Annotated in this window: 25 protein-coding genes; 9 read left to right on the top strand and 16 right to left on the bottom strand. The window is 61.2% G+C overall.

All coding sequences use genetic code 11. The features are described 5' to 3' along the window. The first annotated feature begins 10 nt into the window (after positions 1 to 10). Together CAK95_RS18440 and CAK95_RS18435 are read left to right on the top strand one after the other, a co-directional pair. A complete protein-coding gene (locus tag CAK95_RS18440; RefSeq protein ID WP_086089237.1) occupies positions 11 to 1,186 on the top strand; it encodes an ABC transporter substrate-binding protein in 1,176 nt (391 codons plus the stop codon). 76 nt (positions 1,187 to 1,262) lie between these two features. Beyond that, entirely contained in the window at positions 1,263 to 2,225 is a 963-nt protein-coding gene (locus tag CAK95_RS18435; RefSeq protein ID WP_086089236.1) for a TAXI family TRAP transporter solute-binding subunit, read from the top strand. Between the two features lie 127 nt (positions 2,226 to 2,352). On the opposite strand, the gene CAK95_RS18430 is transcribed toward CAK95_RS18435, so the two are convergent. The 4 genes from CAK95_RS18430 to CAK95_RS18415 all read right to left on the bottom strand — a co-directional run bounded on the left by CAK95_RS18430 (position 2,353) and on the right by CAK95_RS18415 (position 7,063). Beyond that, positions 2,353 to 3,327 carry a Bug family tripartite tricarboxylate transporter substrate binding protein gene (locus CAK95_RS18430; protein WP_198343737.1) on the bottom strand — a complete coding sequence of 325 codons (975 nt, stop codon included), beginning with the start codon at positions 3,325 to 3,327 and terminating at the stop codon, positions 2,353 to 2,355. Positions 3,328 to 3,341: 14 nt separating this feature from the next. Next, on the bottom strand, positions 3,342 to 4,280 hold the full coding sequence (locus CAK95_RS18425) for an alpha/beta fold hydrolase (RefSeq protein WP_086089235.1): 939 nt from the start codon (positions 4,278 to 4,280) through the stop codon (positions 3,342 to 3,344). A 364-nt stretch (positions 4,281 to 4,644) separates the two neighbouring features. Beyond that, positions 4,645 to 5,190, bottom strand: a complete 546-nt coding sequence (locus CAK95_RS18420) for an SET domain-containing protein (RefSeq protein WP_086091504.1) — start codon at positions 5,188 to 5,190, stop codon at positions 4,645 to 4,647. 229 nt (positions 5,191 to 5,419) lie between these two features. Next, the gene (locus CAK95_RS18415; RefSeq protein WP_086089234.1) at positions 5,420 to 7,063 is read right to left on the bottom strand and encodes a fumarate hydratase; all 1,644 of its coding nucleotides are present in this window, start codon (positions 7,061 to 7,063) and stop codon (positions 5,420 to 5,422) included. A 191-nt stretch (positions 7,064 to 7,254) separates the two neighbouring features. On the opposite strand from CAK95_RS18415, the gene CAK95_RS18410 reads away from it, so the two are divergent. Further along, the gene (locus CAK95_RS18410) at positions 7,255 to 7,761 is read left to right on the top strand and encodes a DUF3016 domain-containing protein (protein ID WP_245303875.1); all 507 of its coding nucleotides are present in this window, start codon (positions 7,255 to 7,257) and stop codon (positions 7,759 to 7,761) included. A gap of 288 nt (positions 7,762 to 8,049) precedes the next feature. Next, a complete protein-coding gene (locus tag CAK95_RS18405; RefSeq protein ID WP_086089232.1) occupies positions 8,050 to 8,238 on the top strand; it encodes a hypothetical protein in 189 nt (62 codons plus the stop codon). A 14-nt stretch (positions 8,239 to 8,252) separates the two neighbouring features. Here the strand turns inward: CAK95_RS18405 and CAK95_RS18400 are convergent, their stop codons facing one another. Next, the gene (locus tag CAK95_RS18400) at positions 8,253 to 8,648 is read right to left on the bottom strand and encodes a Dabb family protein (RefSeq protein ID WP_157699672.1); all 396 of its coding nucleotides are present in this window, start codon (positions 8,646 to 8,648) and stop codon (positions 8,253 to 8,255) included. Between the two features lie 371 nt (positions 8,649 to 9,019). Between CAK95_RS18400 and CAK95_RS18390 the strand changes: the two genes are divergently transcribed. The 3 genes from CAK95_RS18390 (at position 9,020) to CAK95_RS29300 (ending at position 10,975) form a co-directional block, all read left to right on the top strand. After that, positions 9,020 to 9,382: a hypothetical protein gene (locus CAK95_RS18390; protein ID WP_086089229.1), complete on the top strand. Its 363-nt coding sequence runs from the start codon at positions 9,020 to 9,022 to the stop codon at positions 9,380 to 9,382. Between the two features lie 207 nt (positions 9,383 to 9,589). Next, positions 9,590 to 10,222 (top strand): hypothetical protein, encoded by a 633-nt coding sequence (locus CAK95_RS29305; protein WP_157699671.1) that lies wholly within the window; start codon positions 9,590 to 9,592, stop codon positions 10,220 to 10,222. 177 nt (positions 10,223 to 10,399) lie between these two features. Beyond that, the gene (locus CAK95_RS29300; RefSeq protein ID WP_157699670.1) at positions 10,400 to 10,975 is read left to right on the top strand and encodes a hypothetical protein; all 576 of its coding nucleotides are present in this window, start codon (positions 10,400 to 10,402) and stop codon (positions 10,973 to 10,975) included. A gap of 153 nt (positions 10,976 to 11,128) precedes the next feature. Here the strand turns inward: CAK95_RS29300 and CAK95_RS18365 are convergent, their stop codons facing one another. The 6 genes from CAK95_RS18365 to CAK95_RS18335 all read right to left on the bottom strand — a co-directional run bounded on the left by CAK95_RS18365 (position 11,129) and on the right by CAK95_RS18335 (position 16,429). Continuing rightward, positions 11,129 to 11,923 (bottom strand): bestrophin-like domain, encoded by a 795-nt coding sequence (locus CAK95_RS18365; protein ID WP_086089225.1) that lies wholly within the window; start codon positions 11,921 to 11,923, stop codon positions 11,129 to 11,131. Between the two features lie 70 nt (positions 11,924 to 11,993). Next, positions 11,994 to 12,941, bottom strand: a complete 948-nt coding sequence (locus CAK95_RS18360) for a DUF5996 family protein (protein ID WP_086089224.1) — start codon at positions 12,939 to 12,941, stop codon at positions 11,994 to 11,996. An 18-nt stretch (positions 12,942 to 12,959) separates the two neighbouring features. Next, positions 12,960 to 13,955, bottom strand: a complete 996-nt coding sequence (locus CAK95_RS18355) for a fumarylacetoacetate hydrolase family protein (RefSeq protein ID WP_086089223.1) — start codon at positions 13,953 to 13,955, stop codon at positions 12,960 to 12,962. Between the two features lie 561 nt (positions 13,956 to 14,516). Continuing rightward, positions 14,517 to 14,864 carry a hypothetical protein gene (locus CAK95_RS18345; RefSeq protein WP_198343736.1) on the bottom strand — a complete coding sequence of 116 codons (348 nt, stop codon included), beginning with the start codon at positions 14,862 to 14,864 and terminating at the stop codon, positions 14,517 to 14,519. Positions 14,865 to 14,968: 104 nt separating this feature from the next. Next, on the bottom strand, positions 14,969 to 15,679 hold the full coding sequence (locus tag CAK95_RS18340) for a glutathione S-transferase (RefSeq protein WP_086089222.1): 711 nt from the start codon (positions 15,677 to 15,679) through the stop codon (positions 14,969 to 14,971). 90 nt (positions 15,680 to 15,769) lie between these two features. Next, on the bottom strand, positions 15,770 to 16,429 hold the full coding sequence (locus CAK95_RS18335; protein ID WP_086089221.1) for a lectin: 660 nt from the start codon (positions 16,427 to 16,429) through the stop codon (positions 15,770 to 15,772). 141 nt (positions 16,430 to 16,570) lie between these two features. Between CAK95_RS18335 and CAK95_RS18330 the strand changes: the two genes are divergently transcribed. Beyond that, on the top strand, positions 16,571 to 17,308 hold the full coding sequence (locus CAK95_RS18330; RefSeq protein ID WP_086089220.1) for a hypothetical protein: 738 nt from the start codon (positions 16,571 to 16,573) through the stop codon (positions 17,306 to 17,308). Positions 17,309 to 17,439: 131 nt separating this feature from the next. Here the strand turns inward: CAK95_RS18330 and CAK95_RS18325 are convergent, their stop codons facing one another. The 3 genes from CAK95_RS18325 to CAK95_RS18315 form a co-directional block, all read right to left on the bottom strand. Further along, positions 17,440 to 18,003: an AAA family ATPase gene (locus tag CAK95_RS18325; protein ID WP_086089219.1), complete on the bottom strand. Its 564-nt coding sequence runs from the start codon at positions 18,001 to 18,003 to the stop codon at positions 17,440 to 17,442. 24 nt (positions 18,004 to 18,027) lie between these two features. Next, a complete protein-coding gene (locus CAK95_RS18320; RefSeq protein ID WP_086089218.1) occupies positions 18,028 to 19,065 on the bottom strand; it encodes a hypothetical protein in 1,038 nt (345 codons plus the stop codon). Between the two features lie 189 nt (positions 19,066 to 19,254). Next, positions 19,255 to 20,238: a TIM44-like domain-containing protein gene (locus tag CAK95_RS18315; protein ID WP_086089217.1), complete on the bottom strand. Its 984-nt coding sequence runs from the start codon at positions 20,236 to 20,238 to the stop codon at positions 19,255 to 19,257. Between the two features lie 176 nt (positions 20,239 to 20,414). Between CAK95_RS18315 and CAK95_RS18310 the strand changes: the two genes are divergently transcribed. Further along, on the top strand, positions 20,415 to 20,693 hold the full coding sequence (locus CAK95_RS18310) for a hypothetical protein (protein ID WP_086089216.1): 279 nt from the start codon (positions 20,415 to 20,417) through the stop codon (positions 20,691 to 20,693). Positions 20,694 to 20,736: 43 nt separating this feature from the next. Here CAK95_RS18310 and cckA read toward each other — a convergent pair whose 3' ends face one another. Both cckA and flhB read right to left on the bottom strand, forming a co-directional pair. Continuing rightward, a complete protein-coding gene (gene cckA, locus CAK95_RS18305; RefSeq protein ID WP_086089215.1) occupies positions 20,737 to 23,295 on the bottom strand; it encodes a cell cycle histidine kinase CckA in 2,559 nt (852 codons plus the stop codon). A 178-nt stretch (positions 23,296 to 23,473) separates the two neighbouring features. Continuing rightward, positions 23,474 to 24,541 (bottom strand): flagellar biosynthesis protein FlhB, encoded by a 1,068-nt coding sequence (flhB, locus tag CAK95_RS18300; RefSeq protein WP_086089214.1) that lies wholly within the window; start codon positions 24,539 to 24,541, stop codon positions 23,474 to 23,476. Positions 24,542 to 24,551 lie beyond the last annotated feature (10 nt).

Genomic DNA, 24,551 nt, shown 5'->3' with positions numbered 1-24,551 from the left:
AGAGAGTCACATGCTCAAGCGATTGCTGCTCGGAACTGCCCTCTTCGTCTGCGCTGCCTGGCCTGCAACGGCGCAGCAGAAGTCCATCAAAATCGGATATGTCGCAAGCTTTACCGGCCCGCTCGCGGCCGTCGGCACCGACATGCGGGACGCCTTCGAACTGGCCCTCGATCATCTCGGCCGCAAGATGAACGGCCTCAATGTCGAAATGATCTACGAAGACGACGGCCTGAAGCCGGACGTCGGCAAGCAGAAAACCGAGAAGCTGATCCAATCGGACAAGGTCAATATCCTCACCGGCTACATCGCATCGAATGTTCTCCTCGCCTCGCTGAAGTCGGCTGTCGATTCCGAAACCTTTATTATCAGTCCCAATGCCGGCCCCTCGCAGATCGCAGGCGAGTTGTGCTCGCCGTGGTTTTTCTCCACCTCATGGCAAGGCGATCAGGTGCCGCAGGCGATCGGCGAATACATGAACCAGAAGGGCGTCAAGTCGGTCTATCTGCTGGCGCCGAATTACGCCGCCGGCAAGGACGTGCTCGCCGGCTTCAAAGCCAATTTCAAAGGCCAGGTGATCGGCGAAGATTATACACGCTGGCCGGATCAACTTGATTTCTCGACAGAGTTGTCCAAGGCGCGATCCGCCAAGCCGGATGCGATCTTTGCGTTCTATCCCGGTGCGGCTGGCGTGCAGTTTCTGACACAATATGCGCAAAGCGGATTACGTGGACAGATCCCCCTCTATACCGGTTACGTCATCGATGCGGTCTCGCTGCCGCTGCTGAAGGACCTCGCCCTTGGCATTCCCAGCGCGCAACATTGGGTGATCGATCTGCCGAACGACGCCAACAAGAAGTTCGTCGCCGATTTCAAGAAGAAGTACCACCGCAACCCGGCTTTCTATGCCTCGCAAGCCTATGATGCGGCGATGCTGATCGACAGTGCGGTCAAAGCGGCGGGCGGCGATCTCACCAAGAAGGATGTGATGCGCGAGGCCATGCGCAAGGCGAATTACAAGTCGGTCCGCGGCGACTACAAATACGGCAACAACCACTTCCCGATCCAGAATTTCTACCTGCAGGAGGCGGTGAAAGATGACAATGGCGGTTTCACGCTCAAGACCACTGCCCTCGCCCTGAAGGACCACCAGGACCGCTATCACGACAAATGCAAGATGAAGTGGTGAGTGCAAGATGAAGTGGTGATTGACGGGCGGCTCCGGTCCTGCTCTGTCTTCCGTAACGATAAAAGGGAGGAAGACAATGACACGACTTTCTACGGTCGCGGCCGCGCTTCTGGCCGCGACGCTGGTGACGGCGCCTGCCATAATTACGCCTGCCACGGCCCAGACCTTCGGGCTCGCCACCATGCAGCCCGGCACACTCAACCACACGACCGGCTCTGCCATCGCCAAGGTGCTGAAGGAAAAGGCCGGCCTCAACGTGCTGGTGCAGCCGACCGCGGGTGAATCGGTTCTGATCCCGCTGGTGGCCCGCAATGAGGCAGAGCTTGGCATCGCCAATCTCGCCGAGGTGCTGGCCGCGACCGGCGACGGCAAGAAGCCGGGTGACCTGCGGCTGATCGGCGCGATCCATCCGCTGCGCGCCGCCTTCTTCGTGCGCAAGGACAGTCCGGTCAAATCGATGGCCGACCTCAAGGGCAAGAAAGTGGTCTGGGGCTTTTCGGCGCAGCGCACGCTCGATCCGATCTCGCGGGCGATGCTCGCCACCGGTGGCCTGACTGAAAAAGACATCAATCCCGTGCTGGTGCCGAACGTGATCCGCGGCGCCGACGATTTCACCGCCGGCTCGTCCGATACATTCTTCTTTGCGTTCGGCGCGCCGAAGGTCCGCGAAACCGATGTGACGGTCGGCGGCATCCGCGTCGTCGAAATTCCGGAATCAGGGATGCCGGCCGCGCGCAAGATCTTCGCGCCCGGCTATCTCAGCCAGGCCACGCCCGGGCCCTTCTTCATCGGCGTCGACAAGCCGATGGGCGTCTACACCTGGGACAACATGTTGTTCACCAGCGCCAAGGTGAAGGATGACGTGGTCTACAAGATGATCGAGGCCATGGACGCCAACAAGGCCGATCTCGTCTCGGTGCAGCCGGCCTTGCGCGAGTTCTCGGCCGCCGGCCTCTACAAGACATACGACATCCCGTATCACCCCGGCGCGCTGAAATATTTCGCCGACAAGAAGATCGAAGCGAAGGCGCTGCAATAACAGCGCGCTATAGTCATCCACCGTTCGTCCCCGCGAAAGCGGGAACCCAGCCTTTCATCTTCAAGAACACAAGGCTGGATTCCCGCATTCGCGGGAATGAGCGGAGAATGTGTTGAAGCCCGACAAGCTACGGCACCTCGATCTTCGCCGCCGTCACCGCACGCTTCATGCGCGTGAATTCGCGGTCGATCAGCGCGGCGAATTCGCCCGGTGGCCCCGGCTGCGGAAAGGCATGCTGCTTCGCCAGGATCTCGGCAACCTGCGTGCTGGTCAGCGCCTGCGCCAAGGCCGCATTGAGACGCTCGATGATCGATTGCGGTGTCCTGGCCGGCGCGACGATGCCGAAAAACGCCATCCAGTCGAGGCCGTCCAGGTTCAGTTCCGCAAAGGTCGGAATGTCGGGCAAATCCTCGAGCCGCGTCGGAGACGACACCGCCAGCGCCCGCAGTTTGTCGGCCTGAATGAGCGGCAGCGAGGTCGGCAGATTGTCGAACAGGATGAAGATCTGCCCGGCCACGGCGTCGTTCAAAGCCGGGCCGACACCGCGATACGGCACATGCACAATGTCGGTGCCGGTCGCCACCTTGAATTGCTCGCCCATCAGATGGCTGACCGAGCCGTTGCCGGCCGACCCATACGTCATTTTGCCGGGTTGCAATTTCGCAAGTGCGACAAGCTCGGCCACCGACTTCGCGCGAACGGACGGATTGACCGTGATCACGTTCGGCACCGATGCAATCAGCCCGACCGGTTTGAGATCGCGGACGATGTTATAAGGCAGGCTTTTGTAGGCGGCCGGATTGATCGCCAGCGTCGATGCCGTGCCCATGCCGATGGTATAGCCGTCGGGCGCGGCCTGTGCGATCGCGGCCGTGCCGATCGAGCCGCCCGCACCGCCACGATTCTCGATGACGATCGGTTGCTCCAGCACATCGCGCATCGCCTCGGCGACCACACGGGCGATCACATCGGTCGAACCGCCGGCCGCGAACGGCACGATCATGGTGATCGGCCGCGACGGATAAAGGTCTTGCGCAGCCGCCGCGTGCCCCGCAATCGACAAGACTGCGAAGACGGCAATGGCTCTGCATTGGGCCAACATCAATCGAACGATCCTCATCCGAAAAAGTCGCGCAGCATCTTGTTGACGGTGTCCGGCGCTTCGACTTCCGGCAGATGGCCATAATTCTCCAGCCATTCGAGTTTGCCGTTCTTCAGATGCTTGATCAGCACAGCGGCATTCACGTCGCCGGGATTGACCTTGTCGGTGCGGCCCTGAATCATCAGCACCGGCATCGTCGCCTTGGCGCCGACCTCCTCCGGGCTATAGCCGTTGGCCATACCGAGCTTGACGCCGTGCATGAAACCGCGCGGCTGCGTCGCGCGCAGCACGCGCTGCACTTCCGTCACCAGTTCCGGCGATGGATTGGGACCCAGCAGGGCGGTGACACGCGCACCGAAACCATAGATGCCCTTGGCGACCTGCGCCTCGCGCGTGGCGATGATCTTCGCCTTCTGCTCCTCCGGCATATCTTTCGGACCGACACCGGTGCCGGTCATCGCCAGCCGGAGCACGCGATCCGGATAGTAAATCGCAAAGCATTGCGCGACCCGGCTGCCGAACGAATTGCCGACCACATAGGCGCGCTCGATCTTCAGCGCGGCGAGAAAATCGGCAATGGCTTCCGCGTAATCCTTGCAGTCCGGTGTTTCCTTCATGAAAGCGTCGGACAGCATGTAGCCTGGCGCGTTCCAGGCGATCACGCGGTAGCGGTCGGACAGGCCGGCGAGCTGGTAACGCCAATGCATGGAATTGGCGCCGACGCCGTGCAACAGCAGCACCACCGGCGCATCGGCCCGGCCGGCCTCCATATAGCTGAAGCGGTCGCCTTGATATTCGGCGCGTGAGGCGGCCGGGATCTCGGCGAACTGGATATCCGGCAGCGGCGGGATTTCGGATTTCATCTGGGCGGCGGCGGGGGTGGCAAGCGAAACAGCCAGTGTGGCGGCAAGAGCGGCAAATGCAAGAACAGCCAAAGCAGGTCGAGGGGACATCAAAGGCTCCTTCGGAATTCCCGGCGCACTTACCGGCCCTGCCGGGGAGCATAAACCGAACAGGGACAGGCGCTACAGAGCTTTAATCCTGCGCATCTGCGGGCGGCAGGTACCGGGCTTGCATGGCTATCGGGGGGCCTTGCGCTTGTGGCGGAGTCCAGCGCATTCGGCCGCGGCCGGTTCAATGATGTCCGCGAACGCCGCAGGCCAATACCGGGGCGATGTGCTGAGCGCGAATGAGTATTGGTCGTCCCCGCGAAAGCGGGGCCCCATAACCACAGCGGTGTATGATTGTAACGCCCAGCGAACGATCATCGAAAGGTCTCGGCGTATGGGTCCCCGCTTTCACGGGGACGACCGACAACTACTTCCGCTTCTTCGTGGTCTTCTTTTTCTTCGCGCCGACGGCCTTCGTCTTCTTCGGCGCGGCCTTCTTCGCACCGGCGACCTTGCCGCGCTTCACCGTCGGCTTCTTGCCAGCCGCGGCGGCCCTTTTTTCGGCGCGCTCGGCGGCGCGCTTTTCCAGGCACTTGTCGCACTTGCAGCCGACCGGCTTCAGGAAGATATCGAAGTAATCCTTGCCGTAATCGTAGACGATCTCTTCGCCGGGTTGAATCTTCTTGCGGGCCTTGATGATGACCGTGTGGCCCTTGACGTCGCTTTCGGCATTCGGGCGGCAGGAATGATTGAAATAGCGCGCGAGGTTGCGGCGGTTGGAGCCGTCGATGGTCCAGCGCGAATTGACCTCGAACATATAACGATTGTCGCGCTCGTCAGCGGTTTTGCTGTCGATCATCTGACCGCGATAGGTATCGATCAGTTCGTTCTTCTGGATTTCGCGGGTTGCGAAGCCGCCAAGCCCGGTACGGGATCGGCCGACGCGATAGGGGCGACGGAATGCTTTAGCCATGGTCCGGAACGATAAATCCGCTGATGACAGAATCGGATGAAGGGCCTTCCGCCTCAGCATTATGCCGATTGCAATAAAATTTCAATTGGCGGGATGGTTAAGCCCACAGGGCTTATACATCCACTCCACTCGTCCCCGCGAAGGCGGGGACCCAGGGCGAAACGAAAACTCTCGTTGTGTGGCTCTGGATTCCCGCTTTCGCGGGAATGAGCGGAGCAATGGATGCTCATCACCCCAAATTCAACTCCTTGAAAAAGTCGTTGCCCTTGTCGTCGATGATGATGAAGGCCGGGAAATTCTCCACCTCGATGCGCCAGATCGCTTCCATGCCGAGCTCGTGGTATTCGATGGTCTCGACCTTCTTGATGCAATGTTCGGCAAGGTTGGCGGCCGCCCCGCCGATCGAACCGAGATAGAAGCCGCCGTATTTCTTGCAGGCTTCGCGCACCGCCGGCGAGCGATTGCCCTTGGCCACCATCACCAGCGAGCCGCCGGCGTCCTGGAACTGGTCGATATAGCTGTCCATCCGCCCCGCCGTGGTCGGGCCGAACGCGCCGGAGGCGTAACCGGCCGGCGTCTTGGCGGGACCGGCATAATAGATCGGATGGTTCTTGAAATAATCCGGCAGGCCCTTGCCCTGCTCCAGCCGCTCGCGCAGCTTGCCGTGGGCAAGGTCGCGCGCCACGATCATGGTGCCGGTGAGCGAGAGGCGTGTCTTGGTCGGATATTGCGACAGCGTCTTGCGGATCGCGTCCATCGGCTGGTTGAGGTTGATCTGCACCACCTCGCCGCCGAGCGTGGATTCATCGATGTCCGGTAGATATTTCGCCGGATTGTGCTCCAGCTCTTCCAGGAACACGCCGTCCTTGGTGATCTTGCCCATCGCCTGACGATCAGCCGAGCACGATACGCCAAGACCGATCGGCAATGACGCGCCATGCCGCGGCAGCCGGATCACCCGCACGTCGTGACAGAAATACTTGCCGCCGAACTGCGCGCCGACGCCGAGCGACTGCGTCATCTTCAGCACTTCCTGCTCCATCTCGAGGTCGCGGAAGGCGTGACCGTCCTCCGACCCTTGCGTCGGCAGCGTGTCATAGTAACGACAGGAGGCGAGCTTCACCGTCTTCAGGTTCAGCTCTGCCGAGGTGCCGCCGATCACGATCGCCAGATGATACGGCGGGCACGCCGCGGTGCCGAGCGTCAGCACCTTCTCTTTCAGGAAGGCCAGCATGCGGTCGCGCGTCAGGATCGAGGGCGTCGCCTGGAACAGGAACGTCTTGTTGGCCGAGCCGCCGCCCTTGGCGATGAACAGGAACTTGTATTCGTCGTCGCCGTCCGCATAGAGCTCGACCTGCGCCGGCATGTTCGACTTGGTATTCTTTTCCTCGAACATCGAGAGCGGCGCGAGCTGCGAATAGCGCAGGTTCTTCTTCAGGTATGAATCGCGCGCGCCTTCCGCGAGCGCGGCTTCGTCGTCACCCTCCACCCACACATTGCGCCCGCGCTTGCCCATGATGATGCAGGTGCCGGTGTCCTGGCACATCGGCAGCGTTCCGCCGGCGGCGATATTGGCATTCTTCAAAAAATCAAACGCAACGAACTTGTCGTTGTCGCTGGCCTCTGAGTCTTCGAGGATGTTGCGAAGCTGCTGCAGATGGCCTGGCCGCAGATAATGGTTGATATCGGAATACGCCGCCTCGGCCAGCACTTTCAGCGCCTCCGCCGGCACCACCAGCACGTCCTTGCCCAGCACCTTTTCCACCCGCACGCCCGGCACATCGAGCTTGCGATACGGCGTCTTGTCCTTGCCGAGCGGGAACAGCGGGGTGTGCTTGTAGGCGGGGATCGGCGGGGTGACAGGGGCGTTCATTGAAAACACTCGCGATTTGGCTGCCTCGACGGCTTCGTCGCGCGTTTTAGAGAATTTCCAAAGGAATGCAAAGAACGCCGCTGCATCGCCGATTACCCTTTGGCGCAGATCGAACATCCCCTATCTGGACGGAGGACAATTGTGTTCTTTGCCGCCCTCCCCGCCCCATCCATCGGAGACCTCGCGTGATCATGCTGTGCCGGACCTTCGCTGCCGCGATCGTGATCGCCGCTGCATGCGCCATCGCGGCACCGTCGCCCGCAATGGCGGCACCCGCCGCCGTCAAGGTCACCTTCGTTCATCCCGAACGCTTCAACGACGACGATTTCCGCTATCGCTTCACGCCGCGCGAGCGCGCCGCCGCGGTCAGCGAACTGACCGGCTATATCGTGCGCGCGGCACAATCGTTGTTGAAGCCGGGCGCAAGCTTGCGGATCGAGATCCTCGATTTCCAACGCGCCGGCATCTACAACCCGCTGCTCGGCAACGCCGCCAATGTCCGCATCCTGAAAGACATCACGCCGCCACGCATCACGCTGCGCTATCAATTGACCGGCGGCGGCAAGCCGCAATCCGGCCGCGAGACGCTGACCGACATGAATTACCTGATGAACCCGTCGGCGCGCTTTTCCGGCGATCCGTTCGTTTATGAGAAGGCGCTGCTCGCCGACTGGCTGCGGAAGATCGCCGCGCGGTAACACGGCATCGCACGCAACAGCCAGACGAACTGCCTGCGAGACGTCGCGCCCTCACCACTCGCCGCTCATTCCCGCGGAGGCGGAAATCCAGAAAACCACAAACGAGCACGCGTTAAACGCTCTGGGCCCCCGCCTTCGCGGGGACGAGCGGATAATTCCGCAAAATCCGGGATTCATTACAATCTGCAATCAAGCCCTGCGGAATATCGGACTTGATCCGATTGCCGATAAGCGCATCGCCCCGCTAAGATCGCGGCCACTAAATCGAAGCCGCGAAAGGACTACACCGTGTTTGGCTGGCTCATTCGGCTGATCATGATTCCGGCTGGCATCATCGCCGGCTGGCTTGTCGCCAAGGACGCGCCGAATTTCGGCATCGTGCAATTGTCGGTCGCGCTTCTGCTGCTGGTGTTTATCGTCGCGGTGATTGCGTTCTCGTCACGTTTTGACGAGAAGCGGCCGAACAACAGGCCGTAACGCGCCAAGACCGCTCAGCGCTCGACCGAATCGAAGACGCGGATCTTCACCCAGTTGGGATTGCTCTGCGGGATAAAGTGTTTCACGTGCGCATCGGACACCTGATACGCGTCATGCGCCTCCCGATTGGCAAACACCATGTGAAAGGCCACGTCGAAGCCGTCGTCATTGAAGAGATAGGCGACCTGCTTGTGACGCGTCAGGTCGTGCGCCAGCGCCGTCGCGAAGAACGACAGCTCTCCAGGATGATTGGCCAGATATTTCTTTCCAAGGTCGAGTTGCTTCTGAACGGCGTCGGGATTCTTGTCTTTCAGCGTGATGAAGATGTCGTGATGGATATGCCCGTGCGCGGCCGCGTTTGACGTGCCCTGATGGGCTGCGATCGTGCCTGTGTCGGATACGTGGTTCATCGATTGCCTCCTCGAGAATGCAAAATCTGAGATGCGACCCTGAGATAAGATGTGATCGTATTGTTGCATCTAAATTTTTGGTCATGCGCGAAGCGCGTTACGCTGAAACTTTTCGACGTAATTGATCGATCTGACATGCTCTCACGCAGCGAATGCAAACATCACTGACCAATCCCGTGGACGCGGGATGAGCTCGGTCCATCCCACCGCCTCGTGTCCTGCGCGTTGCGGAGTCTTTTGCGTCTTCTTGATAAAGACACGCACCACAATGATGCGCCGGCCGACGCCGCGACATCGATCGCCCGCGATATGCCGTTCCGCGCCGCAAAGAACAGGGGTGCACAGGCGTGCCCGCTTTTCGCTCATCCCGCATGATGGAGATTGACCTGCATGGATCGGCTTTCGCTGGCGTCAAGCGTGGCGCGCCGGTGACCGTCGGACATCCCGCATTCGGCGCACCGCATCTTGGCACCGGCCCTGTTCTTGCGCGCGGTCATGGCGGACACGGCCATGGAAACGGCGGACAGGGCCATCACCATCATCATGGCAACGGTCACAAACATCATCACCATGGCTATGGCGGCGCCGTCTTCGCCTATTTCGGCGACCCGTTCTATAGCGGGATCTACAATACATACGCCTATGACGACGGATGTTACCGGCTCGTCCGTGTTCTGACACGGCATCATGGATGGCGGTGGCGGCCTGTGAATGTCTGCTATTACGGAAATTAAATTCGATCGCTGCACGGCTCTCCTGACGGGGCCGCGCGGCGATGTTGTGCGCGACGATTGCCTTCCTTTGTCCGCTCTTGCGCTTGCGTTTCCGCGCGCCGCTGAAATGACACGCGGCATTCAATAACTCAATTGTCGGGTTGGCGCCCTGTGCGAAAGGCACATCGGCATCAACGCAGGGGGCGCATCGCATTAGGAGAAGCGCAAATGTTCAAGCAAACGATCACGGTCATTGCCCTTGCCAGTGCGCTGGCACTCGCTGCAGGCCCCGCCCTCGCGCGTGGCGGTGGTGGCGGCCATGGCGGCGGCGGGTTCGGTGGCGGCGGCGGCTTTCATGGTGGCGGCTTTGGCGGTGGCTTCCACGGTGGCGGAGATTTCGGCGGCGGCTTCCATGGTGGCGACCTCGGCGGCGGCTTCCACGGTGGTGGCCTCGGCGGTGGCTTGCATACCGGTGGCCTGGGCCACAGCGGATTTGGCGGCGCCAGCTTAGGTGGCCTCCACAATGGCGGCACCGGAATGCGACTGGGTGGTGCCGGCTTTACAGGCGCGCCGTCCGACACGGCACGCTCGGCCTTCGGTGCAGCCCATGGGACCGGCGGTCATGTCGCTGCACTCGGCGGACACGCCAGTCCGCAGCGCAGCAACGCCGGACATGCCCATAACGGACGTCGCGGGCATGCCCATTTCCGCGGCCGCCGGAATTTCGCCTTTTACGGCTACCCGTACTACGACAGCTTTTATGACGTGCCTTACGGCTATTACGACGATGGATGCTACCGGCTGGTCCGCGTCCGGACGCCCCAAGGCCTGCGGTGGCAGCGTGAGAATGTGTGCTACTGACGGCAATGATGATCATGGCCGCGCGGCCACCTGATGGTGGATCGCGGCCATGGTTCCGCCTTACCGTCACCCGCGCCCGCCCGTATTTTGATCGTACGAAAATGTTGCTTTCGTCTGCGCCGAAACGCTCGTGACGGCGTTAGAGCGATAGGGGCGTATTGGGTCAGGAGAAGCGCAATGTTCAAACAGACAATCACAGCCATCGCCCTTGCTGGCGCACTGGCCTTCGCGGCAGCGCCCGCCTTCGCGCAGAAAGGCGATGGCGGCCGAGGCGGCGGTGGAGGCGGAGGCGGCCGAGGCGGTGGTGGCATGAGCATGGGTGGCGGTGGAGGCGGCGGCTTCGGCGGTGGCATGCGCGCCGGCGGCGGTGGAGGTATGCGCGGCGGCGGCATGGCCATCCGTGGCGGCGGCGACGGATTCCGCGGCGGTGGTCCGGCATTCCGCAGCGGCGATGGCATGCGCGGCGGACGTGTGACGATCAATCGTGGCGGCGGCGGCCCGCGTATCGCCGATGGTGGACGCAACTGGGATGGCAACAGGTGGGCCGGTGGCGGACGCAACTGGCATCGCGGTCGCTATCACCGGCGCGGACGCGGCTATGGCTACGCCTTTTATGGCGCCCCATTCATCGGTGCGTATGCCTACGGCGCGCCCTACTACTCGTCCTATTACGGCGACGACGAATGCTACGAATTGCAGCGCGTCGCCACGCCCTATGGCCTGCGCTGGCGCCAGGTCTGGGTGTGCGACTGACGCTGCTGCCGAAGGCCTCGCTCATGCGCGCTCTTTCAAACAGCGCGCATGAGGCGATCAAAACTGCGAGCCAGGCCTGGTCGCAGCCAGCCGCGCCAAGAGATTTCAGCCAACAAGATTTCAATCCAACAAGGTGCAGGCCAAGAATGGAATTTACTGTTGGTGATCCATCCCGGCGCGACCGTGAATGGCGATAATCGCCTCGGGTTTGAGGCCGTAGGTGCCCTTGAACGGTGCGTCCAGCACTGCAACCATATAAATCACAAGACCGATGAACAACGACAACGTCCCGCCGACGATGGCATGGGTGAACGGGCGCAGGTCAAACATCCAGATCACGAACACGTTCATCACCGCACCGACCAGGACGATGAACCACATGATCTTCGGGATCGACTCGCCGCCGGCCGAAATCCGCAACCGCCGCGCCTCGATGAAATCGTTCAGCGCCCGCAACATCTCGGCGTGATGGATGCTGGAACCGGTATCCGTGGGCTTGAAGTCTGCCACCGTGCGATGAAACTTGAACATGATGGCTGTTTCCTTCGGATTGGGTTCGCCGCGTTGCTGCAGCACCCAGCCGGGGCCGATGGCCTCATCCACATATTCATTCAGGGTATTGGAAAGCTGCGTGCGCACCGGCTCGGGATAGCCGTTCAGATCGCGATACAGCTTGATGATGCTGACCGCCTCGCGCACGACGGCGTCCTCGGCCCTGTTATGGTTCTCGAATACGGCGATCGACAGCAGCGCCAGCAAGACGCCGAAATAGAGCGCGAACGCGTTCAGGAGGAAGCCGAGTATGGTGTTGATATCCCGTTCGCCGCGAAACAGGCGGGCAATCGAGGGCTGGAGAAAATACGAGCCGACCATTGTCGGAACGACGAAAGCGGCAGCGATCACCAAAGCGCCAAGCCAGGTCGGAAGGTCGTGCAGCCAGTCCAGCATGGATTTGAATATAACTTTGCAAATTGCCTGTGCGCCGTTCTAGGCAATTGGCGGGCGTCTGCAAAGGCCCTTACACGGGCCGTGGACGACGCGGCATACCAGGCGCGCATTCCAGCGCGTTACGGTCCCATGTTCCGAGATCGGCCGCGGCGTCATAGGTCGACTGCAGAAAATCCATCAGCGTCTGTTCGGGATTACTCGCCGTGCGGACGGCCTCGTAGGGCAGAATGAATTCGCCCAGCGTCTTGTGGAAATAGGCCGCGGCGGGACGCACCTTCGCCTCCGAAAACCCGTCCGGCGCGGGGTATGCATAGGAATAAAAAGCCGGCTCTTCGATCATGCCGCCTCCGCCCGGCCAGAAACCGGCGCTCGAGACCTCATGCGAATAGGCCTCCCGCGCCACCGCGTCCGGCAAATTCGGCACCCCGCCCGGATGCGGCGGCGCTTTGCGTCCGGAAAACCGCGTCACTGCGAGATCGAAGCTGCCCCAAAAGAAATGCACCGGACTGACCTTGCCGAGAAACGATGTGCGGAAATGCGACATCACAAGATGCGTCGACAGAAGGATGCGCCAGAAGGCATTCGCCGCCTGCGGATCGTAGGCATAGTGGGCCGTGTCTTGCGGGAACGGAATGGCATCGGGAATTTCGTTCGGCATGGTATCGATCGCCACTTCGATGCCGAGCAGCTTCAGATCGACCAGGACGTTGCCGTAAAAGTCGGCAACCGTCATCGGCATCAGCATGATCTGACGATAATGACCTTCGCTCGTGCGCAGCCACAGCACATGATCGACAAAGTCAAAATCGATCTGGAAGGCGCTGCTCTTGTAGGGAACAGGCGATGTGGTCAGGCCGCGCGCTGTGACATAGAGCGGCACATGCCAGGAGTGATTGACCCAAGGGGTTTGCACGAGGCGGATCTTGCCGACGACCTGCGTCCACAAGTGCAACGTTGCGCAGCTATCCTTCCAGTCCGTGTAAGGCAAGGCAGGCCAGGCTTGCGCGTTCACACTCATGTCGTTCCTCGGCGGCAATCATTCGGCAGCCTGGGCCTCCACGTCGTCCATCCGCTTCACCGGATTGACCAGCGTGCCGAGCCCGGTGATGGACACGCTGACCGGCCCACCAAAGGCGGTGATGTTGGCGGTATGAAGGCTGCGCCGTCCGGCCTTGCCTGGCCGAAACGCCGTGCCCATGGAGATCACGTCGCCGGGCCACAGCGAATGATATCGGGTGATATAGGCGATCACGTCCGGCACCGAATAGGTGTAATAGCGCGTCGAATCTTCGGCGATCAGCTCGTCCTTGTGCCAGCATAGGACATCGAGCGCATGCGGATCGGGGATGTCGTCCTTCGTCACGAGATAAGGACCGAAGGGGCCAAAGGTGTCCGAGCCCTTGTAGCGTGCGGTGTAGGACAGATGCTGTTCGCGCCGTTCGACGACATTCGGATCGTCTTTCGAGGGATACAGCGCATAGTAATGCACCATGTCCTGCGCCCGCATGAAATTGCCGGTCATGTCGTTCATGATCGAATAACCATAGACGACATCAAGCGCGTCTTTCGCCTGCACATGCCGGCAGTGTTTGCCGATGATGACGGCCAATTCCGGCTCGGGATGGACGGAGCCATAATAGTCATAGACCTCGATCGGCTGGCCATGACCGACAAGCGAGGACGCAGGCTTCAGAAAGAACAGCGGATGATCGGGCGCGCTGATCTTGCGGTCGTTGCTGGCGGAATTGTTCAGCGCGACACCGCAGATCTTCGACGGACGCCGCACCGGCGGATGGAAGACGATGGCTTTTGCATCGATGGCGTTCACACGACCCGGCCGCTCGAGCATGAAGGTCTGTGCCTCGCGCAGAAAGGCAAGCCCTTCGTCCCCCGCTTCGATCAGCGCAATCATGTCGGCATATGGCGGGCGACCCATCGCTTGCGCAATCTCGCCAAGATCGGCGAAGCGGTCGCCACTAATGGCGAACCCGACACGGTCACGGTCCTTCCAGCGAAAACTGATCAGCTTCACGGCGTTTCCCTTAGTCTTGTTTGTTTTATGGGGGAACAATGTTGAAGCACCCCTTGGGTGTCAAGGACGGCGCCTTGCCCACGCGCTGGCCCCGCCGAGGCACGCGCCAACACGCCGTTGCGCGCCCAGCCGGCGCGTGCAGACCACCACTGTTCCTCCCGACGGCGCCGCAGTGGTCGAGTTCAAGCTCGAAGTCCCCGGCAAATACATGCTGGTCGATCACGCCCTGAGCCGCGTCGAAAAGGACTCGCCGGCGTGCTGGTGGTGGAAGGACCCGAGAACCACGACGTCTTCAAGGATCACGACCCGGCGAAATCCGCCAATTCCCTGTCGCACTGATCTGAGACCGAGGAACGCGACATTCGGCCTCCGTGATGCGGAGGCCGAATTTGTTTTTTGTCACGGCGCGCCGATTATGATGCGGCAGACCGCAGCTCGAACGACAGGCGGACTCGTCGTGCCCTTTGCCCTCGATCGCAAAAGGTCGCCATCCGCGACCTGATGCGGATCGAAGCGATTGCCGAACGGGATGCGAACGACGTTTAGTCCGCCAGTCGCCGCTCACTCGTGCGGAAGCACTTTGAATGGCTGCTTGTAGGGCTCAACCCGCAGCGAGGACGCGGCCAATACGCCGACCTTCTGCAGCGGCGCCATCTGGCGCTCGCCATCCTTTGCCTGGCGCACCGCATATTGCCAGAGTGTCAGGGAGCCCTTGGACGCGATCGCCTTGGCGATACCGCCGGCGTCGCCGCCAAAATCGGAAAGTTCGGTATCGTTCAAACCGACGATGATTTCGTCCTTGACGGTCACGATCTTGAACAGCGTGTCGGCAAAAGCAGGCTGAGCGGCAAGCATGAGAGCTCCGGAAATGAGACTGGCTGCGGCGAGCCGCGCGATCAGATTGGTCATGAAGGTCCCCTTTAAGGAATGTGCCAGAATTGGTTGCGGTGGACCCGCGTCAGGTTCACGCGGCGATACGAATTTTGGAGATGTGGGATGGGTGGGATGCGATCCTATCCATCCAGCTCGTCATAGAAGCGGAAAATACCCATCTCGTTGAAAGGAATGCGCCGTTCGCTCTTGAGGTAGGCGGCGATGCGCGGACGCGCGGCCACACGATCATGCAGACTGCGGATATGTGGATATTTCCTCGCTTGCCGCTTCATCATCCGCGGAAAGGAATAGTTCAGACCGGCAACGATCTGGAACAAAGACAAGTCCGCATAGGTGACGCGGCGGCCTGTCAAATAAGGCCCGCCGCTCGCCTTGATCACACGCTCGAAATAGCCGAGAAATTTAGGCGCCCGATGAGCCCGGAAATCGTCGGCCCGGCGCTCCGCTTCGGGCTTTTGCTCCTCGTAGTAAAGGCCCGAACCGATCGGATGATGCGTGTCGTGAATCTCGACAACGAAATCGGCAATCGTCAGTTGCAACTGATGCACCCATAACCGTCCCGCTTCGGTCTTCGGCGCCAGTCCGCAATGCTTGCCAAGATACAGAAGGATGTTGGGCGTCTGGCCGATGAGCAGCTTGCCGGCCTTGAGAAAGGGCGGAGCGAACGATGGCGTCTTCACCGCCCGCGATTGCATCAGATGCAGCATCTTGTCTTCGCCGCGCGGCTTGCGCGCAACATCAATATAGTCGGCGCCCGCTTCCTCCAGTGCCAGACGGACATATTCGCCGCGCCCCTGGATCTGCGGCCAGTAATAGAGTTCGTAACGCATACGGCCCCCGTTCCAGCGAATAAGCCGCCGCACGCGTCGGTCGGGTGCGGGGCTGTGGTGCTATAAAGCACCGCAGCGCGAATTGGACAATCAGTTCGCCGCAAAGCAATAGAGCAGACCGTCACCGCCGGTGCTGCGCAAATCGGCCTGCGAACACCCTCCTCCCGGGCCACGTGACGAATGCGACGAATTCCAGGATTTCGCCGGCGGTTGTTCGTCGAAACCCATGCGATCGTGGTGGCCGACCATCGCCGAGCCGTCCCCGCTTTTCGTCCAGTTGCCGCAGGTTCGGTCGTTGCTGCCGGTAAATGCGACGCCATCAGGCTCCGAGCCGGTGAGGATATCATGACGGTTCGGCTGGTCGCCGCGGCCATTGACCACCTCGCCCTTCTCGGTGAGCGCGGTCTGCTTGTTGATGTTATTGTTGTTGTGAAGCTCCGCGACATCCTTGGCGATCACAACGCCTTTGGCATTCTGCCACGGGCCCTTGCCGATGCGATCACGCGCATTCACAGCGCCCGCACCTTGCGTCGAAAGGTAAGCCCGCCAAGTCTTCCCACCAGCGCCGGCAGCCTGTGCCAGCGATTGGCAATGCTTGTCGGCTCCGTCAAGACCGCCCAGGTCGCCACCCTTGCCGAGACCGTTGCTCGTGACGAAGAATGTCATGTCGGTTTGCTGCGCCGCAGCGGGAAGTGTCGGTAAGATGATGGCTGCGGCAAAAGCCGCGATCGATATCAAGCCATTGCGCATGTCAGACCTCCGCATTCAGGGCTGTTGCTCTGAAGATCAACCCCGGAATCCGATCCCCTATTCAGGTTAATGGACAGCCGCTCTTGAAGCAGGCACGCTGTCATGTCACGCAATGGGCGGTGGTAGCGTACGGGTGGACTGATGGGCGGCTCCATTCCTCTGGATTATGTCATGGTCGGCCTCGTCGGCTTTCTGGCTGCGTGGCTGATGGCCTTGATGGTGATGCCGGCGGTGCATCACCGCGCCGTTCGGCTGACGCGCAAAAAATATGATGAACTGCCGCTGTCGATTCAGGAGATGCGCGCGGAGAAAGACAGCATCCGCGCCGGCTTTGCCGCCGCAACCACCAAGCTTGAAATGAGCCTTGCGCAATTGCGCGACAAGACCGCCGCGCATGCCACTGATCTGGCCAGAAAGACGCAGCTCATCGCGCGATTAAAGCAGGAACTGGGAGCCGTCGACGCTGCGTTGAAAGAAACCGAGACGCGCGAGCAATCCGCACGCACCGAACTGCGAAACGCCAAACGTGAGATCGCCGGCAAGAACGCCGCGCTGAGCGCGGCCGAACAGGAGATCGCAGCCATCAAGGCGCAGATTGGAGCGATCGCACCGGCGTTGCGCCCTGCGCAAAAACGCGCTGAACCGCATGTTGCCGAAGTTGTGCAGCTGGCACCCTTGCGCGCACCGCTCGACGTCATGCCCCCGCCAACACGGCTGTTGACGCCGGCGTCGGTCACACAATCCAAGCAGGACGACGATCTCGCGACCCGCGCCTGGACCGAGATCCGCGACGCGGCGCGGCGGGTCGATGACCGCTATGAAGGCACGCCTGTCTTCGGGCGGCGGCAAAGCACCGACACGACCAAAACGGATCGCTGACCGCTTGCAGCCATTTGCAGCATACTCTTGGATAGCCCGCTCATTAATCCCCCGTTCGTCCCCGCGAAAGCGGGGACCTGGAATTTAAAAAAGAAGACTGAATTTCCGCTTTCGCGGGGACGAGCGAACAATTAATGCTGCCGATGCCCTTGGCGAGCAATGGCATCAACAACAAACCTCACCCTCTCCTCAACGTTCATACGCGGCAGTATCACAAGCTCATAATCAAGCTTGCTATAAATCTCTACCATCGCATCATACGTCCGCTGCGCTTCGTCGAAGTCCTGCTTCCTTTCGGCATCTTGCGCGTAAATCTCGCGCCAGGGCGGCGCGATGAACACGCGGCGATGATAACGAAAGTCCGTCGCGGCTTTCATCAGATGCACCGGCACCGGCAAGCCACACAAGCGCAGATAGCCGACCACATCGGGAATGCCACGATCGAAGAACACCGGCCCGGTCTGCGCTATGGTCGCTTTGTAGGATTGGATATCCCGCTCCAGCATCTTCTCGGCGAAAGCAGCCCGATCCTTCCACGGCAGCGCCCCGCCACCATTCGCAAGCTGCTCCTGAATGACGGCCCGCCCCGCTTCGGCCGTGCGCGCGAAGCCGGCTGCCGCCAGCGCCTCGACCAGTGTGGTCTTTCCAGAACCGGGACCGCCAGTGATGACGAAAAAGCGCTCCACGTCCCGCATTCAATATTGCCTTCCAATTTCCACTTACTGCCCCGTCCACCCCTTCAACACCGCCGACGTTACCGCCCCACCGACCACGCAGGGCAAGCCAAGCGCAACCTGCCCGGTCACGGCCGCACCGAGACAGCCCAGCGCAATCGCGCCTTCGCCGATCTTGCCGGCGGTCGCGACATCGCGCTTGCTGCCCGGCCCTTTGCGTTTCAGATCCTCGATCGCACCAACCGCTTCCTTGCGGAGCGCCGTCAATTGCATCGTGTCGGCTGCATCGATGATCGTTTTCAGGATCTCCGCCGTCTCCTTCGGCTGATGACGCGCGGAGCGCTTCAAGAGTGCCAGCAATTCCGGATTGCGCGCAGAATTCGTGGCGAGGGTAAATTTCGCCATCACGCCCAGCGTGAGCTTGTCGACACTGTCGCGCTCCTTTGACCATGGCAGCATGCCGACGATACGCAGGATCGGTCCGTAATCGCCGGTCGCAAAATACTTGCCCCATAGCATGTCCAACACTTCCGGTGAGGCGTCGAGCGCCCAGTCGACTTCAGGTCCTTTTGGCTTCTCGCGCGAGAAGAATTGCTTGATCTTGTCGCTCGCCGAAAGCGGCGGCTGCGGGACCGTTGCCGTGATCGTCGGCAATGAGCCATCGAAATATTTCGCGATCATCACCGCGCGCGTCGGCATATGCGGTGACTGTTCGGACAACACCTGTTTCCAGTTCGGCAAACCGGAATGGGCAATGGCGCGCACGATGGCCCAATGATCTTCCGTGTTGATGGGAAAAGCGCCTTCGATCAGCGCGCTCGCGCGATCAGGGTTGGCGCCGATCACGCCGGAGATGAAGCCGACATAGACGCCCGAGCCTTCCGGATCGCGCAGCGCGCCATAGCGGCTCATGGCCTGGATCGCCGCCGGCAGACGATCGGGCTCGGGCCTGTGACGATAGCCGTTGATCCAGGTCAGCACGTTATCGGATGAAGAGAAGTCGGCGACGCGGGGCGTCGCGGCAAAACCTGCATCGTGCGAGACAAAGATAATAGCAGACAACAAGATCGCAGCGGCGCGCATCTCCCCTCCGAAGGCGCGAAAGCCCCCGGAACGAATGCAGCATTGGCATCCGCCGATTTCATGTCGCCGAGCGGGCGGGATTTGGCTCGCCGCCGCAATAAAGCCGCAACGCGGATCGTACTACCAGCCCAGAAAAAGCCCGGCGGGTTGCCGCCGGGCTTCTCAAAAATTTGCGTGACGCGGTTGGCTTTACGCCTCCTGCACGGCCGACAACAGCCACTCGCCGCCGCGCGAACGCACGAACGTCCAGATTTCGGTGCGCTCGAACGGCTCTTTGTCGCCTTCGACAATATTGCCGGACTGGCGCTCGGCGGTGTAGTCGATCGACGAATAGCGCATCGCCACCGTTGCGTATTCCTTGTCGCCTTCGCGCCAGGCTTCGGCGAGATCGCCCTGCAGCAGCTTCACGTCGCTGACGGTGTTGACCACGCCGCGGCTGGCATTGTCGGTCAGTTCCTCGGCGAAATAGCTGACGACTTCCGGCGTCGCGAGCTGACGCAGCTTGCCGATATCTTCGGCGCTGTAAGCCGCCTGCACTTCGGACAGCTTTTGCTCGAACGTGTTGAAGTCGGCTTCGCCGATCTCGATGGTGTCGCCACCGCCCATCATCGGCGCGCCGCCACCGCCGTAAGCCGGCTGCGACATCGATTGACGCTCATGAGAATTATTGTCCTGCGGACCGGCATTGCGCATCGACGGACCGGCCGCCGTGGCATAGCCCGGCGCATTGCGGCGCTGCCACCAGGACCAAAGCAGGCGCGCGACGATCACCACCAGAACGATCTGGATCAGAAGCCCCAGAAAACCGGCGAAACCCGACAGGCCGCCGAAAAGGCCACTGCCGAACAACAGGCCGAACAGGCCCGCACCGAGAAGGCCGCCCATCAGACCGCCCATGAAGCCCGGACGATTGAAGAAGCCGCCCCGCGCCGCGCCAACTTGACCTGCGGTGGCAGCAGCATTCGGTGCCTGCGGCTGGGTAATCGATCGGTTGATCGGAGCTGCGGTATTCGGTGCCGTCTGCGTGACCGGCGGCGGCGCATAGGTGCGGCTGCCACGGCTGCCAAAGCCGCCACCGCGGCGCGCGGCATCGGCATCCGCAACCGCCAGAACCAGCATGGCTGCAGCCGCAAGGCCGCACAAGATCAAGCGAATTTGCATTTTACCCGGCATTTCGGTCCTCCCAGGACGGCTATTCGGCGCGACATATAGGGGCTGGCGGGACCGAAGTTTAGGTGCATCAGTGCCGCATGCTGACTGACCGCCACTGGACCGCGACGGAACACCTGACATAATACTGTGCATGATGTGCCGGCCGGATTCGACCGGCTGGATTGAAGGGGTTGCCCATGCCGCTGCGACTGAACCGGCCTCACATCCGCGCTCTTACGGCCACGATGCTCGGCGTCTTCCTCTGGTTCGGGTCGGGCGTGAAGGGCAATGACACCGGCGGCATGATTCCCTGGCAGCCGGGCGCCGACGAATATGCGCTGCACCTCGCCGGCGCGCATTGCATGCGCTACAAGAAGTACGCGATCATCACCAGTGTGCATCCCTGGCCGGGCGATTACATCGGCTTCGTCTGCCGCCGTGCCGGCCGCTGGGGTCCGGCTTATAACGGCTGGTGATTCTGTATGGCGGGTTACGCCTTCGGCTAACCCGCCCGACTGTTCACTTCGCCAACGTCTCTTTCACCACTTCCACGAGCTGCTTCAGCGTGAACGGCTTGGCCAGGAACTTGAACTGACGATCCGGCCCCTGCGGAAGATTCTTCTCGAACGCCTCTTCGGCGTAACCGGATACAAAAATCATCTTCAGGTCCGGATTGGTCTTGCGCATTTCCTTCAGCAACGTCGGACCATCCATCTCCGGCATCACCACGTCGGACACCACGAGATCGACTTTGCCCTCATTGCGCTCCAGCTCTTCCAGCGCCTCGACGCCGTTGGAGGCCGTCAGCACCGTATAGCCGCGCGAGGCGAGCCCGCGGGCGTTGAGTGCACGTAAGCCTTCTTCGTCCTCGACCAGCAACACCGTGCCATGACCGGTGAGATCGGGCTGCGCGGCCTGTGCAAGCTTCTCGGCTGATGTGAGCGCTGCGATCGCCGGTGCATCGGCCGGCTTGATCTCTTCCTTTTCGGGGATATGTCGCGGCAGGAAAATACGGAAGACTGTTCCCTTGCCCACCTCCGATTCCGGATAGATGAAGCCGCCGGTCTGCTTGACGATGCCATAGACCGTCGAGAGGCCAAGACCCGTACCCTTGCCGACTTCTTTGGTGGAGAAGAACGGCTCGAAGATCTGCGTCAGCACTTCGGCCGACATGCCGGTGCCGGAATCGGTCACTTCGACCAGCACGTAATCGCCGGACGGCATGCCTTTATAGGCCGCCGACGGAATATCGGCCGCAGACATGTTCGCGGTGCGGATCGTCAGCTTGCCGCCATCGGGCATCGCGTCGCGCGCATTGACGACCAGATTCACCACCACCTGTTCGAATTGCGACAGGTCAGCCTTCACTGGCCACAGGTCGCGCGTATGCACGACATCGAGCTTCACCTTCTCGCCGATCAGGCGCTTCAGCAGCATGCCGAGATCGGACAAGACTTCGCCAAGGTCGAGCACCTGCGGCCGCAAGGTCTGACGGCGCGAGAACGCAAGCAATTGGCGGACCAGCGATGCGGCGCGGTTCGCATTCTGCTTGATCTGCATGATGTCCGAGAAGGACGGATCGGTCGGCTTGTGCGCCGAGAGAAGGAAATCCGTCGCCATCATGATGGCGGAGAGAACGTTGTTGAAATCGTGCGCGATGCCGCCAGCCAGCTGACCGACAGTATCCATCTTCTGCTGCTGCTTGATCTGGCCTTCCAGCGCGCGACGCTCGGTCGTATCAAGCGCGTAAATGATGGCTGTTTCTGAATCGCGCTCGCCGTCATCGTCGATCGCAGTCAGGAAGAAGGTCGCGAATTTGTCGCTGCTATCGGACAGCGCGGCCTCGACCGGCGCAATGTCGCCCTGCCCCTCGCTCGCCTTGGCGATCGCGTGTTCCAGCGTGCTGCGATCGCGTTCGGCGACGGTCGAGAGAATACTGCGTGCCGGACCTTCTGCCGCAGCTCCCTTGAACAGCCGCGCAAACAACGCATTGGATCGCATGATGCGACCGGATCGATCGACCGTCGCAATCGCCATCGGCGTATTGTTGAAGAAGCGCATGAAGCGCACTTCGGCGGCGCGCTGTGCATCCTGCTGCTCGCCGCGCGCCCGATTGAGCACAAGCGTGCGCGACGGTCCCGGCACGCCGTCGGCGCCGAACGCTACCTTATGGAAAAGACGGACCGGAACGGAAAGCCCGCTCCGCGTCTTGAAGTCGAGATCGAGAATTTCGGTCTTCACATCGCCTGGCTCCGGCGGGATCGCCAGCAGCGAAGCACCCTCACCCGAAACGACATCCGTCAGTTTCAAACCGCCGGAGCCGACTTCCGCCAGATCCTGATCGAGCCAGCTTGCGAGTGTTGCATTCAGATAGACGATATTGCCGGCAGCATCGGCCGAGAAGAAGCCGGCCGGCGCGTGATCGAGATAATCGATCGCGTGCTGCAGTTCCTGGAAGACATTTTCCTGCTTTTCGCGATCGCGGGTGACATCGGCAACGGTCCACACCGTCGTCCGTGCGTTGCGTCCCGCGTCGCCCGGCCGCACCCGCAGGCGAAGCCAGCGTGCCGGCTCGTCCTTCAAGCCGCCGACACGGACTTCTTCCTGCAGACGCCGTCCTTCGCGGGCTGCTTTCAAAAGGCGATAGACGGCTTCGGAGACATCCGGGTCGCCGATGAACACGCGCTCGATCGGCCGGGCATCCTTGGCGCTGGCAGCCCCAATCAGGTTCAGATAGGCCGCGTTGGCATAAACGACGCGACCGCTGGAATCGGTGACGAGGATGCCGTCGAATGCGCCATCCACCAACCCGCGGATCATCGGGTTGCCGCTGTCCTGCCCGGCAAAGCGCAGGATGCCGGCCGCCAGCGCGAACAGCGAAAACACCCCGACGGTGCCGAGAATCGCCAGCAGGATAAGGATATACAGAGAGGTATTGCCGCGTCCGACCTGCAACAATCCGACCGCTGCGCCCACAAGCGCAATGGCGATCACGATCACAAGCCCGATGGAGCCGCCGCGCTGTGACCGGTCCAGGCTGCCGGGATCCCGCATCTCGCCCATATCGGTTGTCGTCATGACTGCTAGTGCCTCAAGCTGCAGGTGATCCGCAAGGGGGCATTGCATCTCTCGTCATTCCGGGACGCGCCTGAAGGGCGCGGACCCGGAATCCAGAGCCACAAACACCGACTGCGCCGCCCCTGGATTCCGGGTCCGGCGTGATGCGCCGTCCCGGAATGACGAAAATAAAGAGCCATCAATTCAGCCTCCGCCGCAGCCGCATCACGTAACCGATGACTTCGGCCACCGCCCGGTAATGTTCCGCCGGGATTTCCTGATCAACGTCCACAGTCGCGTGCAGCGCACGGGCCAGCGGCGGATTTTCCACCACCGGCACGCCATGCGCCTCGGCCACCTCCCTGATCTTCAGCGCGATATTGTCGAGCCCCTTGGCAACGCAGAGCGGGGCATTGTCGCCGCGTTCATATTTCAACGCGACCGCGTAGTGGGTCGGGTTCATGACGACGACCGAGGCTTCGGGCACCGCGGCCATCATGCGCTTGCGCATGCGGCTTTCGCGAATGCGGCGGATACGCGCCTTGATCTGCGGGTCGCCGTCGGTCTGCTTGAACTCTTCCTTGATCTCCTGCAGCGACATCTTCTGTTTTTCGTACCACTGCCGATACTGGAAGAAGTAATCCGCGCCGGCGATGAAGGCCATGATGATCACGACAAAGCCGAGCATCTTCAGCGCGAACACCGCCGTGAACGGCAGGATCGCCGCCACATCGAGCGTCACCAGCCCCTCGAGGCGCGTACGTTCCGGCCACAGCAGCATGGTCATGACCGTGCCGAGAATGGCGATCTTGGCAATGCCCTTGGCAAAATTGACCAGCGCAATCTTGGAAAACAATCGTTTGAAGCCGGCCGCTGGCGAAATTTTTGAGAGCTTGGGGGTCAGGCTTTGCGTTGACCAGACCAGCCGGTGCTGAATCATATTGCCGCCGATTGCGAACAGCGCGACCAGAAGAATTGGAATCGCCACAGCCGCAATGACCTCCTTGCCGATACGGCCGGAGAGAAGAATGAGCGCCGTTCCGTCAGTCGGAATACGATGCGCATTGGAAATCAGGCCACCGAGTGTCGTCTTCAGACCTGATGCCATCTGGTTGCCGAAGGTCAGCAACATCAAGGTCGCGCCGGCCAGGACGAACCATGTCGAGACTTCCTGGCTCTTGGCAACGTCGCCGCGCTCGAGGGCTTCGTCCAATCGTTTTTGGGTGGGGTCTTCTGTTTTCTCGTTGTCTTCGCTCTGCTCGGCCATCGCGATCTCA

Source organism: Pseudorhodoplanes sinuspersici, assembly GCF_002119765.1.
In the GTDB taxonomy this organism is placed as follows: domain Bacteria; phylum Pseudomonadota; class Alphaproteobacteria; order Rhizobiales; family Xanthobacteraceae; genus Pseudorhodoplanes; species Pseudorhodoplanes sinuspersici.
This window is presented reverse-complemented; position numbering and strand designations above follow the sequence as displayed.

What these genes read in the sequence shown, in the direction of transcription:
- CAK95_RS18415 (WP_086089234.1), bottom strand. Translation starts at nt 7,063, where the DNA reads ATGAACGCCCCTGTCACCCCGCCGATCCCCGCCTACAAGCACACCCCG.
- CAK95_RS18320 (WP_086089218.1), bottom strand. Translation starts at nt 19,065, where the DNA reads ATGCGCGCCGCTGCGATCTTGTTGTCTGCTATTATCTTTGTCTCGCAC.
- CAK95_RS18330 (WP_086089220.1), top strand. Translation starts at nt 16,571, where the DNA reads ATGGGCGGCTCCATTCCTCTGGATTATGTCATGGTCGGCCTCGTCGGC.
- CAK95_RS18420 (WP_086091504.1), bottom strand. Translation starts at nt 5,190, where the DNA reads ATGGCTAAAGCATTCCGTCGCCCCTATCGCGTCGGCCGATCCCGTACC.
- flhB (WP_086089214.1), bottom strand. Translation starts at nt 24,541, where the DNA reads ATGGCCGAGCAGAGCGAAGACAACGAGAAAACAGAAGACCCCACCCAA.
- CAK95_RS18390 (WP_086089229.1), top strand. Translation starts at nt 9,020, where the DNA reads ATGATGGAGATTGACCTGCATGGATCGGCTTTCGCTGGCGTCAAGCGT.
- CAK95_RS18365 (WP_086089225.1), bottom strand. Translation starts at nt 11,923, where the DNA reads ATGCTGGACTGGCTGCACGACCTTCCGACCTGGCTTGGCGCTTTGGTG.
- CAK95_RS18335 (WP_086089221.1), bottom strand. Translation starts at nt 16,429, where the DNA reads ATGCGCAATGGCTTGATATCGATCGCGGCTTTTGCCGCAGCCATCATC.
- CAK95_RS18345 (WP_198343736.1), bottom strand. Translation starts at nt 14,864, where the DNA reads ATGACCAATCTGATCGCGCGGCTCGCCGCAGCCAGTCTCATTTCCGGA.
- CAK95_RS29305 (WP_157699671.1), top strand. Translation starts at nt 9,590, where the DNA reads ATGTTCAAGCAAACGATCACGGTCATTGCCCTTGCCAGTGCGCTGGCA.
- CAK95_RS18340 (WP_086089222.1), bottom strand. Translation starts at nt 15,679, where the DNA reads ATGCGTTACGAACTCTATTACTGGCCGCAGATCCAGGGGCGCGGCGAA.
- CAK95_RS18440 (WP_086089237.1), top strand. Translation starts at nt 11, where the DNA reads ATGCTCAAGCGATTGCTGCTCGGAACTGCCCTCTTCGTCTGCGCTGCC.
- cckA (WP_086089215.1), bottom strand. Translation starts at nt 23,295, where the DNA reads ATGACGACAACCGATATGGGCGAGATGCGGGATCCCGGCAGCCTGGAC.
- CAK95_RS18400 (WP_157699672.1), bottom strand. Translation starts at nt 8,648, where the DNA reads ATGAACCACGTATCCGACACAGGCACGATCGCAGCCCATCAGGGCACG.
- CAK95_RS18430 (WP_198343737.1), bottom strand. Translation starts at nt 3,327, where the DNA reads ATGTTGGCCCAATGCAGAGCCATTGCCGTCTTCGCAGTCTTGTCGATT.
- CAK95_RS18325 (WP_086089219.1), bottom strand. Translation starts at nt 18,003, where the DNA reads ATGCGGGACGTGGAGCGCTTTTTCGTCATCACTGGCGGTCCCGGTTCT.
- CAK95_RS18315 (WP_086089217.1), bottom strand. Translation starts at nt 20,238, where the DNA reads ATGCCGGGTAAAATGCAAATTCGCTTGATCTTGTGCGGCCTTGCGGCT.
- CAK95_RS18435 (WP_086089236.1), top strand. Translation starts at nt 1,263, where the DNA reads ATGACACGACTTTCTACGGTCGCGGCCGCGCTTCTGGCCGCGACGCTG.
- CAK95_RS18410 (WP_245303875.1), top strand. Translation starts at nt 7,255, where the DNA reads ATGCTGTGCCGGACCTTCGCTGCCGCGATCGTGATCGCCGCTGCATGC.
- CAK95_RS18425 (WP_086089235.1), bottom strand. Translation starts at nt 4,280, where the DNA reads ATGTCCCCTCGACCTGCTTTGGCTGTTCTTGCATTTGCCGCTCTTGCC.
- CAK95_RS18310 (WP_086089216.1), top strand. Translation starts at nt 20,415, where the DNA reads ATGCCGCTGCGACTGAACCGGCCTCACATCCGCGCTCTTACGGCCACG.
- CAK95_RS18360 (WP_086089224.1), bottom strand. Translation starts at nt 12,941, where the DNA reads ATGAGTGTGAACGCGCAAGCCTGGCCTGCCTTGCCTTACACGGACTGG.
- CAK95_RS29300 (WP_157699670.1), top strand. Translation starts at nt 10,400, where the DNA reads ATGTTCAAACAGACAATCACAGCCATCGCCCTTGCTGGCGCACTGGCC.